This window comes from Agrobacterium sp. B1(2019) (assembly GCF_008274755.1).
Classification (GTDB): domain Bacteria; phylum Pseudomonadota; class Alphaproteobacteria; order Rhizobiales; family Rhizobiaceae; genus Agrobacterium; species Agrobacterium salinitolerans.
The window spans coordinates 203,056-220,956 of sequence record NZ_VTPB01000004.1; the positions used below are offsets into that span (position 1 = coordinate 203,056).

The 17,901-nt window shown below is 58.2% G+C and carries 20 protein-coding genes and 3 pseudogenes; 5 read left to right on the top strand and 18 right to left on the bottom strand.

All coding sequences use genetic code 11. The features are described 5' to 3' along the window. From AGR1_RS25065 to AGR1_RS30000, 7 genes and pseudogenes are all read right to left on the bottom strand, one after another. The gene (locus AGR1_RS25065) at positions 1-234 is read right to left on the bottom strand and encodes an EexN family lipoprotein (protein WP_149148707.1); all 234 of its coding nucleotides are present in this window, start codon (positions 232-234) and stop codon (positions 1-3) included. Beyond that, entirely contained in the window at positions 231-929 is a 699-nt protein-coding gene (gene virB5, locus AGR1_RS25070) for a P-type DNA transfer protein VirB5 (RefSeq protein ID WP_149148708.1), read from the bottom strand. Before virB5 ends, AGR1_RS25065 begins: the two co-directional genes overlap by 4 nt. After that, on the bottom strand, positions 929-3,310 hold the full coding sequence (locus AGR1_RS25075; protein ID WP_149148709.1) for a VirB4 family type IV secretion system protein: 2,382 nt from the start codon (positions 3,308-3,310) through the stop codon (positions 929-931). The genes virB5 and AGR1_RS25075 overlap by 1 nt, the downstream gene beginning before the upstream one ends. Then, the gene (locus AGR1_RS25080; RefSeq protein WP_149148710.1) at positions 3,303-3,644 is read right to left on the bottom strand and encodes a type IV secretion system protein VirB3; all 342 of its coding nucleotides are present in this window, start codon (positions 3,642-3,644) and stop codon (positions 3,303-3,305) included. The genes AGR1_RS25075 and AGR1_RS25080 overlap by 8 nt, the downstream gene beginning before the upstream one ends. Before the next feature lie 2 nt (positions 3,645-3,646). Continuing rightward, a complete protein-coding gene (locus AGR1_RS25085) occupies positions 3,647-3,946 on the bottom strand; it encodes a TrbC/VirB2 family protein (protein ID WP_149148711.1) in 300 nt (99 codons plus the stop codon). Between the two features lie 230 nt (positions 3,947-4,176). Then, a pseudogene (locus AGR1_RS30190) lies at positions 4,177-4,296 on the bottom strand (type IV secretion system protein VirB1); the annotation flags it as partial. A 2-nt stretch (positions 4,297-4,298) separates the two neighbouring features. Further along, positions 4,299-4,838, bottom strand: coding sequence for a hypothetical protein (locus AGR1_RS30000; RefSeq protein ID WP_149148712.1), 540 nt, complete (start codon positions 4,836-4,838; stop codon positions 4,299-4,301). A 93-nt stretch (positions 4,839-4,931) separates the two neighbouring features. Between AGR1_RS30000 and AGR1_RS25100 the strand changes: the two genes are divergently transcribed. Next, positions 4,932-5,294: a transcriptional regulator gene (locus AGR1_RS25100; protein WP_149148713.1), complete on the top strand. Its 363-nt coding sequence runs from the start codon at positions 4,932-4,934 to the stop codon at positions 5,292-5,294. Between the two features lie 297 nt (positions 5,295-5,591). Here AGR1_RS25100 and AGR1_RS25105 read toward each other — a convergent pair whose 3' ends face one another. The 7 genes from AGR1_RS25105 to AGR1_RS25135 form a co-directional block, all read right to left on the bottom strand. Continuing rightward, positions 5,592-5,792, bottom strand: a complete 201-nt coding sequence (locus AGR1_RS25105; protein WP_149148714.1) for a hypothetical protein — start codon at positions 5,790-5,792, stop codon at positions 5,592-5,594. 335 nt (positions 5,793-6,127) lie between these two features. Then, positions 6,128-7,018: a LysR family transcriptional regulator gene (locus tag AGR1_RS25110; protein WP_149148715.1), complete on the bottom strand. Its 891-nt coding sequence runs from the start codon at positions 7,016-7,018 to the stop codon at positions 6,128-6,130. A gap of 33 nt (positions 7,019-7,051) precedes the next feature. Then, the gene (locus tag AGR1_RS25115; protein WP_149148716.1) at positions 7,052-7,399 is read right to left on the bottom strand and encodes a hypothetical protein; all 348 of its coding nucleotides are present in this window, start codon (positions 7,397-7,399) and stop codon (positions 7,052-7,054) included. Positions 7,400-7,423: 24 nt separating this feature from the next. Then, positions 7,424-7,888 (bottom strand): DUF1348 family protein, encoded by a 465-nt coding sequence (locus AGR1_RS25120; protein ID WP_149148717.1) that lies wholly within the window; start codon positions 7,886-7,888, stop codon positions 7,424-7,426. Between the two features lie 77 nt (positions 7,889-7,965). Continuing rightward, on the bottom strand, positions 7,966-8,514 hold the full coding sequence (locus tag AGR1_RS25125) for a peroxidase-related enzyme (protein ID WP_149148718.1): 549 nt from the start codon (positions 8,512-8,514) through the stop codon (positions 7,966-7,968). 125 nt (positions 8,515-8,639) lie between these two features. Further along, positions 8,640-10,697 (bottom strand): pyridoxamine 5'-phosphate oxidase family protein, encoded by a 2,058-nt coding sequence (locus AGR1_RS25130; RefSeq protein ID WP_149148719.1) that lies wholly within the window; start codon positions 10,695-10,697, stop codon positions 8,640-8,642. 60 nt (positions 10,698-10,757) lie between these two features. After that, entirely contained in the window at positions 10,758-11,369 is a 612-nt protein-coding gene (locus AGR1_RS25135) for a glutathione S-transferase (RefSeq protein WP_149148720.1), read from the bottom strand. Between the two features lie 663 nt (positions 11,370-12,032). Between AGR1_RS25135 and AGR1_RS30005 the strand changes: the two are divergent. Beyond that, positions 12,033-12,307, top strand: a pseudogene (locus AGR1_RS30005) (DNA-binding protein); the annotation flags it as partial. 203 nt (positions 12,308-12,510) lie between these two features. Here AGR1_RS30005 and AGR1_RS25150 read toward each other — a convergent pair. Then, a complete protein-coding gene (locus AGR1_RS25150) occupies positions 12,511-13,482 on the bottom strand; it encodes an alpha/beta hydrolase (protein ID WP_246669738.1) in 972 nt (323 codons plus the stop codon). Positions 13,483-13,658: 176 nt separating this feature from the next. Between AGR1_RS25150 and AGR1_RS25155 the strand changes: the two genes are divergently transcribed. Further along, the gene (locus AGR1_RS25155) at positions 13,659-14,078 is read left to right on the top strand and encodes an Rrf2 family transcriptional regulator (RefSeq protein WP_149148722.1); all 420 of its coding nucleotides are present in this window, start codon (positions 13,659-13,661) and stop codon (positions 14,076-14,078) included. Between the two features lie 148 nt (positions 14,079-14,226). Here the strand turns inward: AGR1_RS25155 and AGR1_RS25160 are convergent, their stop codons facing one another. Then, positions 14,227-14,598 carry a DUF1330 domain-containing protein gene (locus tag AGR1_RS25160; protein ID WP_149148723.1) on the bottom strand — a complete coding sequence of 124 codons (372 nt, stop codon included), beginning with the start codon at positions 14,596-14,598 and terminating at the stop codon, positions 14,227-14,229. A gap of 103 nt (positions 14,599-14,701) precedes the next feature. Then, complete coding sequence (locus tag AGR1_RS25165) at positions 14,702-15,559, bottom strand: SDR family oxidoreductase (protein WP_149148724.1); 858 nt, start codon at positions 15,557-15,559, stop codon at positions 14,702-14,704. Between the two features lie 159 nt (positions 15,560-15,718). Here AGR1_RS25165 and AGR1_RS25170 point away from each other — a divergent pair, with 159 nt between their 5' ends. Continuing rightward, a complete protein-coding gene (locus tag AGR1_RS25170; protein WP_187772287.1) occupies positions 15,719-16,693 on the top strand; it encodes a LysR family transcriptional regulator in 975 nt (324 codons plus the stop codon). A 52-nt stretch (positions 16,694-16,745) separates the two neighbouring features. Here the strand turns inward: AGR1_RS25170 and AGR1_RS30135 are convergent. Beyond that, positions 16,746-16,943: pseudogene (locus AGR1_RS30135) on the bottom strand (nucleotidyl transferase AbiEii/AbiGii toxin family protein); the annotation flags it as partial. A 649-nt stretch (positions 16,944-17,592) separates the two neighbouring features. Between AGR1_RS30135 and AGR1_RS30010 the strand changes: the two are divergent. Continuing rightward, positions 17,593-17,886 carry a Fic family protein gene (locus AGR1_RS30010; protein ID WP_246669739.1) on the top strand — a complete coding sequence of 98 codons (294 nt, stop codon included), beginning with the start codon at positions 17,593-17,595 and terminating at the stop codon, positions 17,884-17,886. Positions 17,887-17,901 lie beyond the last annotated feature (15 nt).

Below are 17,901 nucleotides of genomic sequence, written 5' to 3' on the forward strand. Positions count from 1 at the left end.
TCAGCCTCCCAATGCCTTGCGCATGTTCTGGAGCCGGAGCTTAACGTCGGCCGCTTCCGCGTTCAGGCAATTGGGCGTCTGGCGCAATTCACCCGGGTTGTTGCGGCACTCGGAGATCGTGCGGGACAGCAATCCGGTGTCGGCGACGAACTCGTCAACCGTGTGAGTTCGCTCCGCCTCTTGCGAGCAAGCCGCCAAGAGCAACAGGGAAAAGACGATGAGAGGGTGCCTCACTGCAGCGCCGCCTTCATAGCGTCCATCCGTTGGCGCCAATCCTCCGCCTTGCGCTGTTCGTCGACCTGGTTGTGCGCCTGCTGCACCATCCTCAGCCCCTCCATCCGCAGGACGTCGGTCTGCAGGAACGCCTGTTCGGCCTGCAGCCGAGCCTGCAGGTCGGCAATCTCCTTGGCGTCGCCAGCCGTCGAAATCTTTACCCGTAGCTGATCAATCCCGTCGATGCGCCTGGTCGCCGCATTGTAGATCTGCTCACCAAGGCTCATCTGTCCGGCATTCCTGTTCTGGATCCGGGACAATTCCTGCGCGTAGAAATCATCGGCGTCAGTGCGGTAGGTCGCGTTACCTTCCAGAAACTTTGAGGCGGAATCGCCAAACGCGCCGGTGCCGTTGCCTTTGAGCAATCCCTCAATGGCAGAGAAGTCGGAGGGAAGCGCCTTGCGGATTGCCGGATCGTTGAGAATGTTGGCGACATCCGCCATATCGGTCAGTTTGTTGAACGAGCCATAAAGCTCTCGAGCCTGCTCGAGCTGCGCATTGAGCGCGTCGAGTTGCGACTTGAGCTGTGCGATGCTCTCGATCTGCTTGGCAATCGCAGCCTGATCGTTGACAGGAATCCCCTGACCTGCCGCGCCTTCAGCGGCAAGCATGAGCACCGCGCCGAGTAGTACGCCACGAAGTCGATAGGAAGTCATCAGCTTGCACTCCTTTGCTGTTGGAAAACGGGTAGCCAGGTCTCAACGTCATCTCCAACCTCCGCGCGGATAGCGTCGAGAAGTTCGACATTGGCGGTCCGGCCCGAGAGGATGGCGAGCTCGTCATCGAAACCGTTTAGATCGAGCTCGGCAACGACACTGTTGTGTCCCTGCTTCAGCACGAACCGCCGGCTCTCGACCGAAAGCTCGCGAGCGATGAGCTCGTATTCGCGCTCCGTGAGTTTGAACCCTTCGACATAATCGGCATGATTACCGCGCGGGTTGGGCAGGAATATCTGTGTCGCGCATTGCTCGATGATCGTGTGTGCGATGGGCGAGTTCAGTGCGTCGCGCGGACTTTGCGTGGCAAAAAGCATCAATCCATTTTGTTTGCGAATGGTCTTCAGCTTGTTTTGCGCGAGATCGCGGAACCCCTCGTCGCGTAGCGCCTTCCAGAATTCGTCGATGACGATGATGATCCGTCGGCCGTCAATCAGTTGCTCGACGCGATGAAAGAAATAGGCCATCAGTGGCGTGCGGATTTCCTCGTTGTCGAGGAAGTCGGTCATGTCGTAGCCTATGAACTTGCCTGATCCGCGCAAATCGCCAAAGCCGATATCCTCGATGGCATTGTCGAAGACCCAGCCAAGCGGCCCTCCCCTCTCCCATCGGCGCAGCCTGGCCGCGATCCCTTCCGGATCCGTATTGTTGAGGAAAGTTCGCAGAGCCCCTATCGTCCGTTGATCGGCGGGCAGGTCGGCAAGGCCGTCAATTGCCCCCGAAATGTCGCGAAGTTCGGTGACAGTCAGTTCCCGCTTCGCTGATCCCACAAGCCTGCCGACCCACCGCGCCAGAAACACCTTGTTTTCCGGCGTCAGGTCGAGTGCTTTCAGGGGAGCGCAGCCGGTCTCGACCCCGTTCTTCAGCGGCAGGTAGGTGCCGCCGGCAGCGCGAACATAAAGCTCCGCACCGCGATCCTTGTCGAAGAACACCACGTGTGGATCGTGCTTTTCCAGTTGTGACAGCATAAAATTGACAATCACGGTTTTGCCCGCTCCGGACGGACCGCACATGAAGGTGTTGCCGAGATCGCCATGATGGAAACTGAAGTAGTAGGGCGAGCCCGAGGCGGTCTTGAGCAGGGCGACGGCAGGTCCCCACTCATTGCCGTCCTTCTGTCCGATGGGATAGGAATGGAACGGTGACAGTGCTGCGAAATTCTTCGAGCTGATCGCACCCGAGCGCGCGCGGTAGCGAAAATTGCCTGGAAGCTGCGCCCACCATGCCGCTTCCAGGCCGAGATCCTCACGCGCAACGACTGCCCCGCCACTGGTCAGGCTGGCGCGGACTTTTGCCAGATTGTCTGTTAACTCCTTCAACGCGGGCGCAAAGACGCAGAGCGTCAGGTGATGCTCGCCCATCACGAAGCGGTTGGACTCCAGGTCGTCCATCGCATCGTCAAGTTCATCGATCTGCGAAGCTGCCTTGTCGCCACTGCTTACCAACTGGTTTTGCTTGCGCCCCATGATGACGCGTGCGTCCGCCTTCGACACAAAGCAGAACGACTGTGAGAGAATGAGCTCGAACGGACTGTCCAGAACTCCGTCCAGCATGCCTGTCCTGGTGCGGGCCGGATATTCCTTGAAGCTCAGCATGCCGGCAAAGCGGCTTTCTGCCTCATGCCGGATCTCGATCGTTTCTCGACCTATGATCACGCGATCAGAGTAAATTGCCGAGGCGACGCGGCCTTCGGTCAGTGGCACACGCTCACGCCGCCCACCGACGATCTGGTGCAGTACCTCGCTCGGTTCAGAGAAGAGCATGCCTTCCTGTTCGTATAGGGAAAGGACACGTGGCTCGAAACGCCTCAAGCCCGCCATTACGTTGACAACCTTGTCCTGAAGTTGTTTCAGAGCCTCTTCATCCAGCTCCATATCGAGACGTTTTGACCGCCGAAGGTGCGAGAGCAGTTTTCCCGCCTTGTCCGCAGGGTCACGTACTGGCGACCAAAGGATGGTCAGATAGAGATCATTGCGAAACAGATGTTCTCCCGCCATGCGTTCCCGGTATTTCTCGTTGAGCGAGGCAGCAAATGGTGTTGCAAACGTTCCACCCGGATAATCGCTGTCCCTGCGCCGAATGAGATGGGTCCAGATCGCGAGCCGCTCATCGGCTATATTTCGATAAAGTGTGTTGAGGTCGCGATGGAGCGCGTTGAGGTCAAGCAGATCAGCGGTTTCGAAGGACACGCCTGCGAGCGCGACCATGACCATGAGTGTGCGGGACTCGAGCGCAATTGTCGTTTCGTCTACGTGCCGCACGTAAGGGATAAAAGCCTCTGGCATGAGTTCGCGTGATCTGAGTTTTGCGATGTCAGGCAATTCCAATATCCCTTTTGTCGAAGCGGCGTGCCAGTCTCAGAGGCGAAAGTGTTGCCCCGCCCCAATAGGCGCTGTTGCGTGACCGGCCGCGTGTCTCGATCCAGGCAAGCAGGATGCGGAACATGTTGTGATCGTGCTTGACCAGCGCTCGGAAGATGAGATGAAAAACGATGCCGACGAACGCGTAGGAAATCGATCCGGCGACGATATAGAGGATCGTCGTGAGCATGATGTTGAAGCCCATAGCCTCGATCGTGACACCGGCGATCATCGCGGGCCGTGTGCACGCGATGAAGAGTGTGTCTTCTTCGATAACCGTTCGTCCGTCTGCCATCTTCAGCCGCCGACGATGGTGTTGACGAGTTCGGTGGCACCAAAGATACCGCCAATGCCGATGATCCAGAAGCCCGCTCGCCTTAAGTCCATGTAGCCAAACATCCAGGCGATGCAGATGACGATGACCGCAATCACAGCCAGAAGCTTGGCAATGTTTCCCGTCAACAAGTCGACGATGTTCTGCAGGACGGTTTCGATACCGGCGGCTTGCGCGAAGGCGGGCTCAACCATCGTCACCACAATGGCGGCAGCGATGACGCACGAAGTGGCGACGGGCCTGATACGGGAACTGATGATCATTCACTCTGCTCCAATTCCAATTGATTGTCCTGAAACACCAGGACGGATGACCGGCGCCGGGTCTTGAAGACGTCCCACGGGGACGCCGCTGAGATCGCGGATGCTTCCCCCGAAGCTGTTTTCCGCCGCCACCTCGGCTACGACGTATGCCTGGGACGAGTTCACCGCAGCGTTTGTCCGCGCCCCCTCCCCCGTGCCGCCGATTGTTGATCGAACCGAAGCCGTGCATCGCTGTTGATCCGGATGTTGAACGGAGCGAACCGGCTTTGCAGGCTGACCACACCTGCGGGAGCCTCCGTTGCAACGAAGGGCGCGCAGGCTTGCGCAAGATCTGGGAAGGCAGCGGGCATGTTCAGAACCACACTCTTTGCTTGCCGACGCCATCTATCGTCACATCGACATATCGAGGCTTCTCGCGGACCAGCGGTCTCTTTAGGGTATTGGCCAGGCACTGGTATCGCCCGTCTACCCTTTGCCACCGCGGCGATGCGACAAGTCTGTTGTTTGCATCGCCACCATCCCGATCCGATCGGCAAAAGCTGTGATTCACGGCCTGCAGCGACGTCGAAATACACGTCGCGTCACGTCCTTTGGGACCGTAGCCAGCGGATAATCGGTAACCGGCGCTGCAATGGTATGGTTCGTAAAATGGGCGAGAGGTTTGAAAACCTGCGCCCGAGCAATTCGGAAACGAACGCCCTTTTGCCAACCACCTCCAAAGCTTTTCGACAGGCGGCCTGCATTCGCCATATTGAGTTGGGCCGCCCGGGTTGGATAAGCACAGGATAACCTGACACCCCCACTCGTCGGCATGAGCACTTTGCTCCGACATGGTATATAGTGAAGCGAACCCCACCGCTGTCATGATCGATCGAAAGAAAAGGCTCTTCATGCCCACTACCCTCCGGTTTCCTCGACGTCCGCCCCAACTGAACGGCGACTCGTTTCAATTCTTTAACTAATCAAATAATGGATAGTTAAATCGATGGCAAGCAATTTAAGTGAGAGATGGCAGGCCCAAGCCTTGTCCGTATTTACGGTGCGTGAAATCCTGGAGAAGCCGATCGAAGGTGAATCGGCACAGTCGCGCATCAAACAGATCGGCATGATGAATATTCTCTATCTCATGCATCAGGCGCATCAGAAGTTAACACTCTCAAAAGTAATAGAAATTACCGGAATGACGCGCGGTGGAGTGGTGGAGACCATCGATCTCCTGGTTCGACGCGGCATCCTTAAGGAAACGCTGGGCAGAAACTCAATGGGACGAGGGACAGCTCGACAGTTTGAGTTTTCGCAGCAGGTTTTTGCCGCGCTTGGTGGTGACGTTACGATCGGAAATTTCTGATTTTACCAAACAGGTTTTTCACAGATCTAATCTGAAAGCCCTCTCGCGGCCGGTATGTCCATGCCATGCCGCTTGCACATGGCCGCCACTGGCTGGAACGGATCGGTTTTCCCTCCTGCACCGGGATCGCAGGCAGGAGGCCAGCTTTGACCATGTCACAATCCAACTTGAGATGTCGTTGGCGCACGTGCCGGAACCAGCAAGGCCGCCCGGGAATGACTTCCAGTTCATCTGAAACCGGGCCATGTGGTTTCAATTTTGAACCAGGACTTACGAATGATACCAATGCGGCATCACTCACAAGGAGAACGCGCCTGCTTCCATATCGAGATCAACGATCAAAAAATCGTCCGGCGGAGGATGGTTGAGCCAGGTATTGAGACCCCTGCGAGAAATTCGGCCAGCATCGCTCGATAGCGTGCGAACCTGGTGCTTTGCGGGGGTTGCAACAAAGATGCTGGCGGATGCGAAAAGCACGGCGGCAAGAGTGCGAGACATTGTAGTTCTCCTCAGGGAGGATTGTGGGCGGCTCGCTGCCTGCAGCCAACATCGCTCTTTCGGCCTGGAAGGAGAATGTTTGTATTCGAAAAGGGATATTACATCTGGCGGTATGAGTGTGGATGGGCGGTCGGCCATTTGGATGAACCGCTACGGTAGTATCGGCATTGGTTAAGGCCACCGACGGATCGCAACCAGGGATCGACTTACGGTACGACTATTGCGCCTCTTGGCCGCGGATGTTGTCTGGTCAAACGGCAATCCCGCGCAAAGAGACGGCGGGCGGACGCAGTTCCGCTCCACGAGCTTAGGCCTGGCTCGGTGATATTGACGGGCTAATTGAGAAGGCGGTTCTCGCGCAGCCTTGCTGCAGCCATATCGACGAAGGCGCGCACTTTTGCTGGAGCGTGCCGACCCTCCGGATGAAGGATATGTATGGGTAAAGGTGGTTCTTCGAATTCACTGAGGATGATTTGGAGCTCGCCAGTGACGAGAGCTGGGCCAATCTGGTAGTTGAGAACCCTGGTCAGGCCCCATCCCTGGCGTGCCGACTGGATCGCCGCTTCGTTGGTGTTGCATTGTAAAGCCGCATCCACGGATACTCGCAGATCGTTGCCAAACTTCCACTCAGGTGAAGCCCAGGCTGCAGTGGAAGCCGCGATACGGTGGTCTTTGAGATCGGCCGGCGTTTTCGGAACACCAAAGCGCTCAAAATACTTCGGAGAACCACACATGACGCGACGGACCGTACCAACCTTCACGGCAGAGAGATTAGAGTCGGGGAGATGGCCAATACGCACTGCCACGTCGATACCTTCCTCCACGATGTTGACCGGTCGATCGATGAACAGCGTCTTGGCTTTCATGGTGGAATAGGTGTCGAGGTAGTCGGTTACGATCGGAAGCACGTACATCTGTCCGAACAGCGCGGACGCAGTGATGGATAGCGTTCCCGTCGGCGTCGTGTAGGAACCGCCGGCAGCCGCCTCTGCTTCAGCGATATCGGCAAGAATCCGACGGCAATCCTCAAAATAGCGAACGCCCGCTTCGGTCATTTTTACCGAGCGGGTTGTTCGCACAAGGAGGCGCGCTCCAATGAGGTCTTCGAGTGAGGCGACGGCACGTGTGACAGCCGGAGCGCTCATGAACATCTGGCGCGCAGTGTCTGCGAAACTTTCCGTTTCGGCGACTTTTACAAAGATCTTCATTGCTTGCCAGCGATCCATCCACTCCCCCAAAGCACTCGCATTTCCAAGACCCTAAGGGCTTGCAACCCAAGCCTCAAGAGCCTCTAGCAGAGGATCATGCGATTGGCGAACGGCAAGCCTGGAGATGCGTCCTATCTCCGCACAGGCTTCTTCCGACAGTCCGGCGCGCAGTGCGCGTTGGTGCGTTTCGCGGGAGGGGTTCAACGCAAGCGATAGAGCGACCGACGTATTGAAGTCGAAGCTTTTCCCCCGCCTTGCGATGTCCATCTCAGCGCCGGTCATGCCAAGGGCACGACCGGCTTCTTCTTGTTTCGCAAGCCACGATTTGCTCGCATTTGTTCCCGTCAGAGCCAGTTCTATTGAAAGCCTAACCTGCGGATCAATTGACGAGCTGGCCATTTTCCCATCTCCTTGATTAGACGTCTAAAAGCCGAAATCACTGAGACCAGGATGGTCGTCCGGCCGGCGGCCAGGCGGCCAACGAAACTTGCGATCCGCTTCGGCGATCGGGTGCTCGTTGATGCTTGCATGACGTTCCCGCATCAGGCCATCTTCGGCAAATTCCCAGTTCTCGTTGCCATAGGCGCGGAACCACTGGCCGCTGTCGTCGCGATATTCGTAGGCATATCGGACGGCAATGCGGTTGCCGGTGAAAGCCCAGAGTTCCTTGATCAGCCGATACTCGAGCTCCTTGTTCCACTTGCGCGTTAGAAACGCTTCGGCCTCGGCGCGGTTCTTCGCGAACTCTACCCGGTTACGCCAGCGCGTATCGAGCGTATAGGCGAGCGCGACCTTGGCAGGATCGCGGCTATTCCAGCCATCCTCTGCAAGACGGACCTTCTCGATGGCACTCTCTCTGGTGAATGGGGGAAGCGGGGGACGGGACATGTTTAAAGTTCCTCAGATGACGTTTGTCTATATTGGCGAGAAACGGTGCATCTTGCGCCGCCTCCTGAGGGCTTCGGTCACGCAGCCGCGCGATCAATCCGGGGGAAGTCGATCTCGGTATCGAGAGCCTCGTTCACGTAGTTCGTGAAGGTGTTGAGGGCCACATGGGCGATGATCTCGACGATCTCGGCATCGCCGTAGCCGGCGTCACGAACCTTGGTGATTTCGGCTGGTGCGACGGAACCGCGGACCAATGTTAGTGCGCGGGTGAATTCGACAGCCGCCGCCGCCTTGGGGTCGTTCGAAGTGCCGCTCCGGTTGGCAGCGATCTCGCTCTCATCGAGCTTGGCGAATTTCGTGCCGGTGAAGGTGTGGGCCGAGAGGCAGTAGTCACAGCCGTTGGCTTCAGCCATGGCGAGTGCGATGCGTTCGCGAGTAGCCGGCGGCAGCTTGCCTTTGCCGAGTGCGCCCTGGAGCGACGTCAAGCCTGTCAATGCGGCGGGGCTGTTGGAAACCAGCCGGAAGATGTTCGGGACGGATCCGATCTGCTTCTGGATGGTTTCGAGGATCGGACGAGAGGCTTCCGGAGCGTCGGCGATCGTGGCGGGGGTAGGAATGCGTGACATTGTATTCTCCTTTTTCGTTTGAGAGGGACGTCGCTCTCTTGAGATTGAATATGAACTGGTGGGGGAGATTGCTGAACATCGAAAGGGAACAAAGGACTGTTACGCCGGGCGCAGCAATCGAGCTCTCAGACAGCGAGCTGCAGGCTGCCTTCCTGCTCAGCAGGAACAGCGCAGCACAGGAGCACTTCATCGGCGTTGATCTTCGCTGTGGGCTGCTTCACGTATGCAACGGCGCCCTTGACGAGCTTCGTCCGGCACGTGCCGCAGTTTCCTTCCCGGCAGCTGAATTCGGGGTCGAGACCACGCGCTTCGGCAAGTTCCAGGAGAGTGCCGGAACCAGGCTTCCACCGAGCTTCTTTCAGGGAGTTCGTGAATATGACGGGCACAGGTTTTTCGGACGGCTGCGTGGCGGGAGACATCGGGGCTGGTGTGGCGTGCCGCGTGCGGACCAGCGACGACGGACCGAAGGCTTCAGCCTGAATGCGATCGTCAGCAATATTGAGAGCCCTCAACCCGTCATAGAGGCCTTGTGTGAACTGGGGAGGCCCGCAGAGATAGAAATCATAGTCGTTGAAGGGAAGGAACCGCGTCAGCATCGCCATATCGATCCGCCCTGCGGCATCGAAATCCCTGCCCTCTTCGGCATTCGTGGTGTCACTGAGGACCCTGACCAACCGCACAGCGCTCTTGGCTGCACCGACCAGATCCCAGATCTCCTGATCGAACGGCCTATCGGCCTTGGAGCGGGACGCATGGAATAGCGTCACCGGGCGGACGCGCTGCTTGCGGAGCCCTTCATAGACGACATGACGGAGCATCGCGAGCATCGGCGTAATGCCGACACCCCCCGCAAGAAGCACCGCCGGGCGTGTCGAGCGGGCGTCGATGCTGAAGTCGCCGGCCGGCGCGCGCGCCTCGATGACGTCGCCGACGGCAATGGTATCATGCAGGAACTGTGATACCTGACCGTCTCGCTTGACGCTGATGCGGTAGAGACCGTCGGACGGCGCGACCGAAAGGGTATAGGTGCGAATAACCGCCTTTTCCACACCGGGTAGCTTTATGCGGATAGGGAGATGTTGACCGGCGTTGTGAGGGAGCAGCCCTGCGCCATCGCCGGGCTGGAAGTGGAAAGACTTGATCGTCGCGCTTTCATCGACGATCGCGGTGACGGTCATTGGCCGCCAGCTTTCAGCAAACTCTGCGGCGCGGAGACGGTCGGCGGCTTCGCTCCAGCTGCCCGTCATCAACGAGCTCGGGGACCAGCCGTCCTTCTGAAAAGCCCACCTCAGAGCCAGCGCATTACGGCGCCGAACAATGCGCGTCGGCTTGAATGTCCAGAACCGCTCTGCCCCCTGGAAAGCGGCGATCTCGGGCGAATCGAAAATGATTTCGGCTTTCCCCGTCATCTGCAGCATGTCGCCGGTGGTGAAATCCACGAACAGAAGTCCTGCCTTTCCGTTCAGCAGGATGTTGCCGAGGGTTGCGAAGAAGAGATTGCCGTCGAAATCCGGGATCGTCAGAACGCCATCGTCGCCGATGCGAACGAATCCGGCATTGCCGCCGCGGTGGGAAACATCCACCTGACGCCGGTCCTCGCGATCCACATAGGACGCTACGAAGAAAGCGTCGGCTTGCCGAATGACAGCGCGTGCCGTGTCGTCAAGCGTAGGCAGTTCCTCTACCTCGCCCTGGAACAGTGTTCCCGGTTGGCGTTCGAACCTAAAGTCGCGCAGTTGAATATAGCGCGGGCAATTTCCAAAACTCTGGTCGACATCGATGCGAAAACCACCTTCGATTGTCGAGACAAAACCATTCATTCGGTTGCGGCGACGGGTGTGCATTTCAATGCCGAGGAGACCGATCGGCAAGCCGTCCGCCAGTCCTTCACTGGCCGGGTCGCTCGGATCGCGGTGCGCAGCAATGTCCAGCACGACGGGTGAAGGCGACGACATGAACCCCGGCTCACCGTCGACGAATGTCGCCCAGGCGTCTCCGGCCTGATCGACGCTTCCAAGAACGATGAAGGGGAGTTGGGCGTAGAAGTCCCGGTGCTGGTCCGGCATGAAATCGCGAACGACACGCTTGCCGACGGAGGCCATGCGTTCCTTTACGCCAAGCTTTTCCTGAATAAAGGTCTCGCCTTCATGCCATGTTGGCAACTTCGCAAGCTTCAAGGACATCTGCTTTCTCCAGGAATAGAGGCGACGAGCGTGCAAGGTGTCGCACGCCCCTGTAGAGGCTCAGGCGGCAAGGCCAGCCGGCGTTTTGACAAAATCCACAAATCCCGGGAGGGCTTCGACGCGAGCCAGCAAAGCGTTGACGGAGGGATAGGCGCCCAGGTCGACATTGCCCTCCGGGGCGCGCGCGATATAACTGTAGATCGCAACGTCGGCGATCGTCGGGCGATTTGCCACCAGCCATTCACGTCCCTGCAGATGACTCTCGATTCGGCCAAGGATGGTGTGTGCACGGCCAATGACCTCTTCCGGATTGAATTTGGCGCCGAACACTGTCACCAGACGCGCAGCTGCCGGTCCATAAGCAACCTCGCCGGCTGCAACCGAGAGCCAGCGCTGGATGTCTGCCGCTCCTTTTGCATCTTCAGGAAGCCATTCAGTCGCATCCGCCTTCTTGGCGAGGTAGACCAGGATCGCGTTGGAATCGGAGATGAAGACCTCGCCATCCGCCAGAACCGGGATCTGCCCGAAAGGGTTCATTTTAAGGAAGTCGGGTTGTTTGTGGGCGCCAGCTTTCAGATCGACCTCGACTAGCTCGTGGGGCATCCCGATCAGCGAAAGGAAGAGTCGGGCGCGGTGCGCGTGACCTGACAGCGGATGGTGATAGAGTTTCATGTGTTCGCTCCTGATTGAAGGCCGGGTTCGTTCCCGATCCGTAGACACAGGATGCATTGAGCGATCGGGCGGCTGAATACTCATGTTTGGCACTGGACCATTACGCCAGATGCAACAGTGTGCGGCGTACAGGCATCATGCTTCCGGAATTCACAGATGAAGGCGCTTCGGCATGACGGGGAGTTGGCGGAACTCTTACGCCAAGCGAAATAATCCGTTGCGCGCTATGCCGATTATCGAATGCGGCGGCAGGCACTGTCTGGCCATCGTCTCAGGCAACAAGGAACTTCGACATGAACACCGCCACACACCCTATGTCAGCCGCCGCTCCCTTCTTACGTGGCCCTTGCAGCCATCTCCGTTGCGCCTTTTCTGGCGACCAATGTCTTCGCCAAGTCTGGAACGATTGTGGACTCCTGTACCGGATCAGCGCCCTTGAGACAGAAAACCGGGCCGCAGACATCGGCGATGGAGAACACCGCCAAGGACATCCGCCGCGCGACGCGCAAGCGCCATTCTGCGGAAGACAAAATCAGACAGCGCCGCTTGAACCACCAGGCCAAAGCGGCTTAAATCAGAACGCAAACCGAGCCGGAAACTCCATTCTTCCAAAGCCCAAAAAGTTTCAAATCATTCGATGACGGACACGCCGCCGCGGCTTTTGAAGCCCTTCCGGCGCCCATGCTGCGCGGAGAGCGCGTTGCAGTGCTGGCCGAGGACCAGGAACCGAGCCCGAGCCAAGTTTCAGCCATTCTCGGCATCTCCAGCCCGCTCGTCGCCTTACGTATGGACCGGGGCGATCTGCCATTCCGCTATGTCGGCAAACACCGCCGCGCCCTTCTTAAGGATGTGCTCGCGTTGAAGTCGAAGCTCGACAGACGGCAATGGAAGCACTTGCCGAGGACACAGAGGACCTGATCGAGACCTATGGCCTCTAATCCGCCCGTCGCGGTCTACGATGCCTGCGTCCACTACCCCTTCCACCTCCGCAACATTCTGGTTCAGTGCGCTTTCGACGGTCTCGTCGAGGCTCGCTGGACCGACGATATACAGAATGAGTGGATACCGGCGCTTTTGCTCCATGACGGCCATCGGCCTAGGTGGACCTAATGGCACCATTGCAAAGCAGCAACCAAGCCGCCTAGACGCTTTCCAAAAACCTCAGGATCAACCCCGAGACCTCGGTTGGCCGTTCTTGCTGAAGCCAGTGGCCGGCGTCTGGGATGACGTGTGATCCTCGCAGATCGGGAACAAGCGTCGGCATTGCCGCGATGATCTGATCCATTCCCGGAATGTTGAGACCCGTGTCCCTTTCGCCAATCATGAACAGCGCTGGAATTGTGATCGGCAGGCCAGCGGCTAGATGCTGCAATTCCCAGTTTCGATCGAGGTTACGGTAGTAGTTCAAGCCACCTCGGAAGCCTGATGCCTCGAAGTCCTTGACCAAGCGGTCGAAGTCGAGGGCGGGCAACCAGTCCGGCAGCGCAGGGGGTTCCGGAAGGCTCTTCAACAGACCCGTGGATCGGGAGACCATGCCAAACGGATTGGGGGTGCTGTCACCGGGCAAACGGGGCCCGGCTTCGCCGCTGGCCGCGAAGATCAGCTTGCGCAGCGTCAGTGCGACATCCCGTCCAAACTCGGCCTCGGCGTCATTCGGGTCTTGAAAGTAGAGGGTATAGAATAGGCTCCTTTCATCCTGAGGGAAAATTTGTGAAGGAGGTACAGGTGGCTGGCCCATCATCGGCACGCTCAAAGCGACAACGGCACGGAACCTGTCGGGCCGCATCAGCGCGGCCTGCCACGCGATTGTCGCACCCCAGTCATGGCCCACCACGACCGCCTGCCGTTCGCCGAGAGCATCCAGTAGCGCGACGAGGTCGCCTACCGCGTGGAAAGCGGTGTACTGGTCCGGGCGTTCCGGAGATTCCGTCTTTCCATATCCTCTCATGTCGGGCGCAACGGCGCGGTAGCCGACGCGCGCGAGGGCCTCGATCTGGTGACGCCAGGCATATTTGGTTTCGGGAAAGCCGTGGCAGAGCAAGATGAGCGGACCTTGCCCAGCCTCGATGATGCTCATGCGGATTGTGGCTGTGGAAATGACAGTGTCTTTCATAGGAGCCTCCTGACTAAACGCCTGTCTGGCGGAACCGTGGACAACGAATTGCGCTGCCGCGGCCATAACGGTTCGGCGAAGCATACGATTTGCATCCTTTATCGTAACCGCATATGTTACACATAAGTGAGCGAGGTCAAGATACCGTAACAAAATATGTTGCAGAAAGATTGCCAATGAAAAGTGATGGTCGTCTCGCGAGGATGCTGCACGTGCTCGTTCACATGGGGCTGCTCGGAGGCCGAGAAACGTCTGAGCGGATTGCGCAAATGCTAAACACAAATCCGGTTGTCGTGCGCCGCACTCTTGGAAGCCTGCGCAACCACGGAATCGTCGAGTCGGAAGGTGGACGTGGGGGCGGATGGACGCTAACCCGCCCGCTCGATCGGATCACGGTCCTGGATGTGCAGCGCGCTTTGATCGAAGGGCAAATGCTACCTGCCCCCCTATCCCGGGACCATCCCAATTGTCCAGTCGAACGCGCTTCGAATGCCGTTCTCGAACATGCTCATAGGGTCGCGGAAGCTGAATTGGAAAAAGCTTACGCGGCAACGACGCTGGCGCAAATCGCTGAAACGGCACTCGCAACGAAGTAAGCGGCGCCAGTCATGACCGCAATTGGCGCTTCAGCGAAATGGGGGCCATCGGTTCAGATCGGTCGTCGCATATTGCCGATGTTACTACGGGCGACAGGAGTAGACCTTCCCGCCGCCCGAAGATCGCCGTAAAGGCGTTGCGACAAGATCAGATCAGATCGTCAGCCCTGGTCAGCGGCTGCAGGACAATATCTGCGAGTGCCGAGATACCGACCTGGAACGCGCGCTGATACTCTGCATCGTCAACCATCGCTTTAAACGCAGCTCTCCCCGGATACTGCACGAGCAATACCGAATCCCACATACGCGTTTCGCCCTCCGTGAGGACGGGCAGACCGTTACCACGAAACAAAATCTTCGCTCCAAAGCGAGCCAGGATCGGTTCAGCCATTTTCAGATATTCAAGATGCCTCTCCCGGCCACCATCGGGATCGAATCTCAGAAGGTTCAACATGATGACTTCCCTGTCATCTTTGGCGGCCAAGAACTCGGCGAACGCAGTGGGTGAAAACGCAACCATTGTCTTCCTCTTTTTCCATGTCTGTTAAATCATTAGAGACATCGTGGCGCACGGTGCCAAACCAGCGCCGTGGGATGAATAAGATATCGTCGGTGCTCGTTGCTCAGGCGACGTTCTGCAACAACCCCACCTCTTCAACGTCGGTTGAGAGGGCTATCGCCTTTTGAGCGTCGAGCGCGGCGAGGCGGCTGACAAGTACACCGCGAATGGCGGAGAAAGCATCGCTTCCCAGAGCCAGACGGAGGGGGGCGGGGTTCGCGTAGACGGAGTCAATCATGGCGTTCGCCATCTTGACCGGATCGCCATTGTTCGGGACCAGACCTTGCTCGACGGCGCGGCGGAAGTCTCCGACCGGGGTCCTGTCGTAAATTTCCATCGGCTGTCCAGACACCATGCTGCCCCCCATGAAGTTCGTCCGTGCCAGACCCGGCTCGACGATCGTGACTTCGATGCCGAACGGGGCGACTTCCTGCGCAACGGATTCCATGAAGCCTTCGACCGCCCACTTTGTCGCATGGTAGACGCTGAGGTTGGGTATGGCGATTTGGCCACCCATGGATGCGAGCTGGAGAATGCGACCGCCACCCTGCTGACGCAGATGAGGGATGACAGCACGAATGACCTGGATGGAACCGATCAGGTTGGTGTCGATCTGGAGGCGAATCTGGTCGTCCGTCAATTCCTCCGCAGCGCCCGACAAGCCGTATCCCGCATTGTTTACGACCACGTCGATGTGTCCGACCTCCTCGAATGCGGAACGAACAACGTTGCGGATCCCATTGATATCGGTGACGTCCAGACTTGCCACCGAAAGCTGGTCACCGTAGCGCGCCTTGAGGTCATCCATCGCTGCGATCTTGCGTACAGTACCGACGACCCGGTCGCCCCGGGCGAGGAGCTGCTCAACCAGAGCGCGGCCGAAGCCGGAAGAGGTGCCAGTGATAAACCATGTCTTAGCCATTTCGATTTCTCCGGTAAGGTGGCCTGGCAGCTCTCAGCTGACGCAGGGGCGAAGGATGATCGGTGTACATCGATGCCGTCCGATTGCCTTCGATGGCCACTTATCGCCGCGATCGGGATCGGGTTGAACCCGGAATGCCGCCATGGTAGTGTTGACTGCATGTCAATACCGCCCTTGTCGTCCGATCTACTCCAGCTCCTCTGGTTTACCCGCATCGTCGAAGCCGGGTCGTTTTCGGAAGCAGCAAGGCGGGCGAACAGCTCTACCTCCGCGATGTCCAAAGCGGTCAGTCGGCTGGAACAGGCGCACGGGGTAAGACTTCTCAACAGGACGACGCACTCTCTGTCGACGACGCCCGAAGGGGACCGTCTACTGGCTATCGGCATCAAGCTCCTGAGCGATCTGGAAGAAGCCCGCGACGCCATCGGTGAAGTTGGCCATCAAGGAGCTGCGGGGCGTGTCCGTATCAGCGCACCGCCTTCATTTGCCAAGAGATGCATTCTGCCCCGCCTGCCGGATTTTCTCCGTGCGAACCCAAGCATTTCGGTAGAGATCGAATTCAGCGCCGATTTCCTCAATATGGCAGTGCGCGGGATCGACATCGCTATCGGAGGCGGAGACGTGTCAGGGCTGCCCGGTCACTTCGTTCGCCAACTCTGTACGTTTCCGTGGATCGTGTGTGCGACGCCCGACTACATCAGCGCTCATGGACGGCCGGTCACTCCCTCCGATCTCTCCAGCCACGATCTTATTGGTTTGCGTAATCGGGCAAATGGGCAGGTCGAAAGCTGGCGTTTCCGTAGCCCGCTGGACGGAAAAACGATTCGTCACCAGCCTAAGGCGCGACATGTTTTCGATGATCCAGAAGCGGCTTGGGACATGATCCGGTCTGGAGTTGGGGTAGGCTATGCACCAGCGTGGGTCGGCATAGACGACTGGAAGCAACGTGTCGTGACCGAGGTTTTACGCGATTGGCGTAGCGGTGAAGTCCCGCTCTACGCCGTGCGGATCGACAAACGTCACACGCCCTCACGTGTACATATCGTGCAGGATTTCCTCGTCGAGCTGACGAGAGCCTCGCACGAAGCGTTCTCAAAATTGGGTGTCGACGGTAGTAGGTCGGCGCATAGATGAGGGTGGAAATGGCGGTTCTGACTGATATCCTGGTGGCTCCGACGGCGCGCGGTATCGCCCACAGGTCGTAATAGTCTTTCATGCGCCCGTTGAGAACACCAAGGGCCACCATCGCCTGGAACTTCTCGGCGATCACCGTTGCGGGCGGATTGGAACTCACCTGCGCAACGGGAAAATCTAGCAGGGCTGGATAGTCGGGGCGCTGCGTCGCATCGGTCATAGCGTCTCCGAACCCCGTATCGGCGGCCAATTGGACGCCGATACCCCGCCAGAGGGGTCAATATTCCATGCCGAAACACAGGTAATAGGCACCAACCGGATCCGTTGCGGCAAGCCGCCTGGCATCGGCCAGCGAACGGCGGCGGATAGCTCGCCGATGTTCGATCCATCGTCGTAAGAATCCAATCACCACCATCTCACTTTCGCACCTTGATGCAGGCTGCTTAGGTCAACATGAATGCCGCGATGAATCGCGGCACCAAAAACGCGAAATGACGCAGGCATTGCCTTACGAGACGCGGCATTGTGAGTTCGCTTTTCCAAAGATCACCTATCGAAGCTCAGATCGTTCGGAAATCCATGCGCGATGTGTCGGGTGTCCTCGGTCGATTACTCGACGGATGGCATTCGGTCGTGGCAGGCCGTCTGGCCGGGGCATTTCCGGCGCACAGGAAAAGGCGAGTTCGCCGACGATATCTTGAAAACGATGAGATTCTCCGCGGTGCACCGGCAGGAGCCGTTATCCGCAAGCAACATAGGGATTGGTACCGCGAACTGCTCGGTCCCTCGGTCGCCGCAGGTATCCTGAAACCCAGCGCAATCGTGGGCTATCGAAACCACCCTGTATATCTTTGCGGATCATGGCATGTACCACCGCGTTCCGAAGCGGTTCCCATGGAATGGAGACCCTGTTCGATCTACTGGAGAAGGAAGGCGAACCAGCGGTTAGGGCAGTCCTTGACCACTGGTTGATAGGCTATGTTCATCCCTATCCTGACGTTAACGGACGGATGGCGCGCTTCCTGATGAACGCGATGTTCGCCTCGGGTGGTTTTCCATGGACAGTGGTCAGGGTTGAGGATCGGTCAACTTATTTGGGCGGCCTTGAACAGGCGAGCGTCCACATGAACGTCAAACCGTTCGCGGAATTCATCGCGGAGCGCACCTCGTGGTCGATGAGTAAGCCACCCTAAAAACGGCATCGTAAA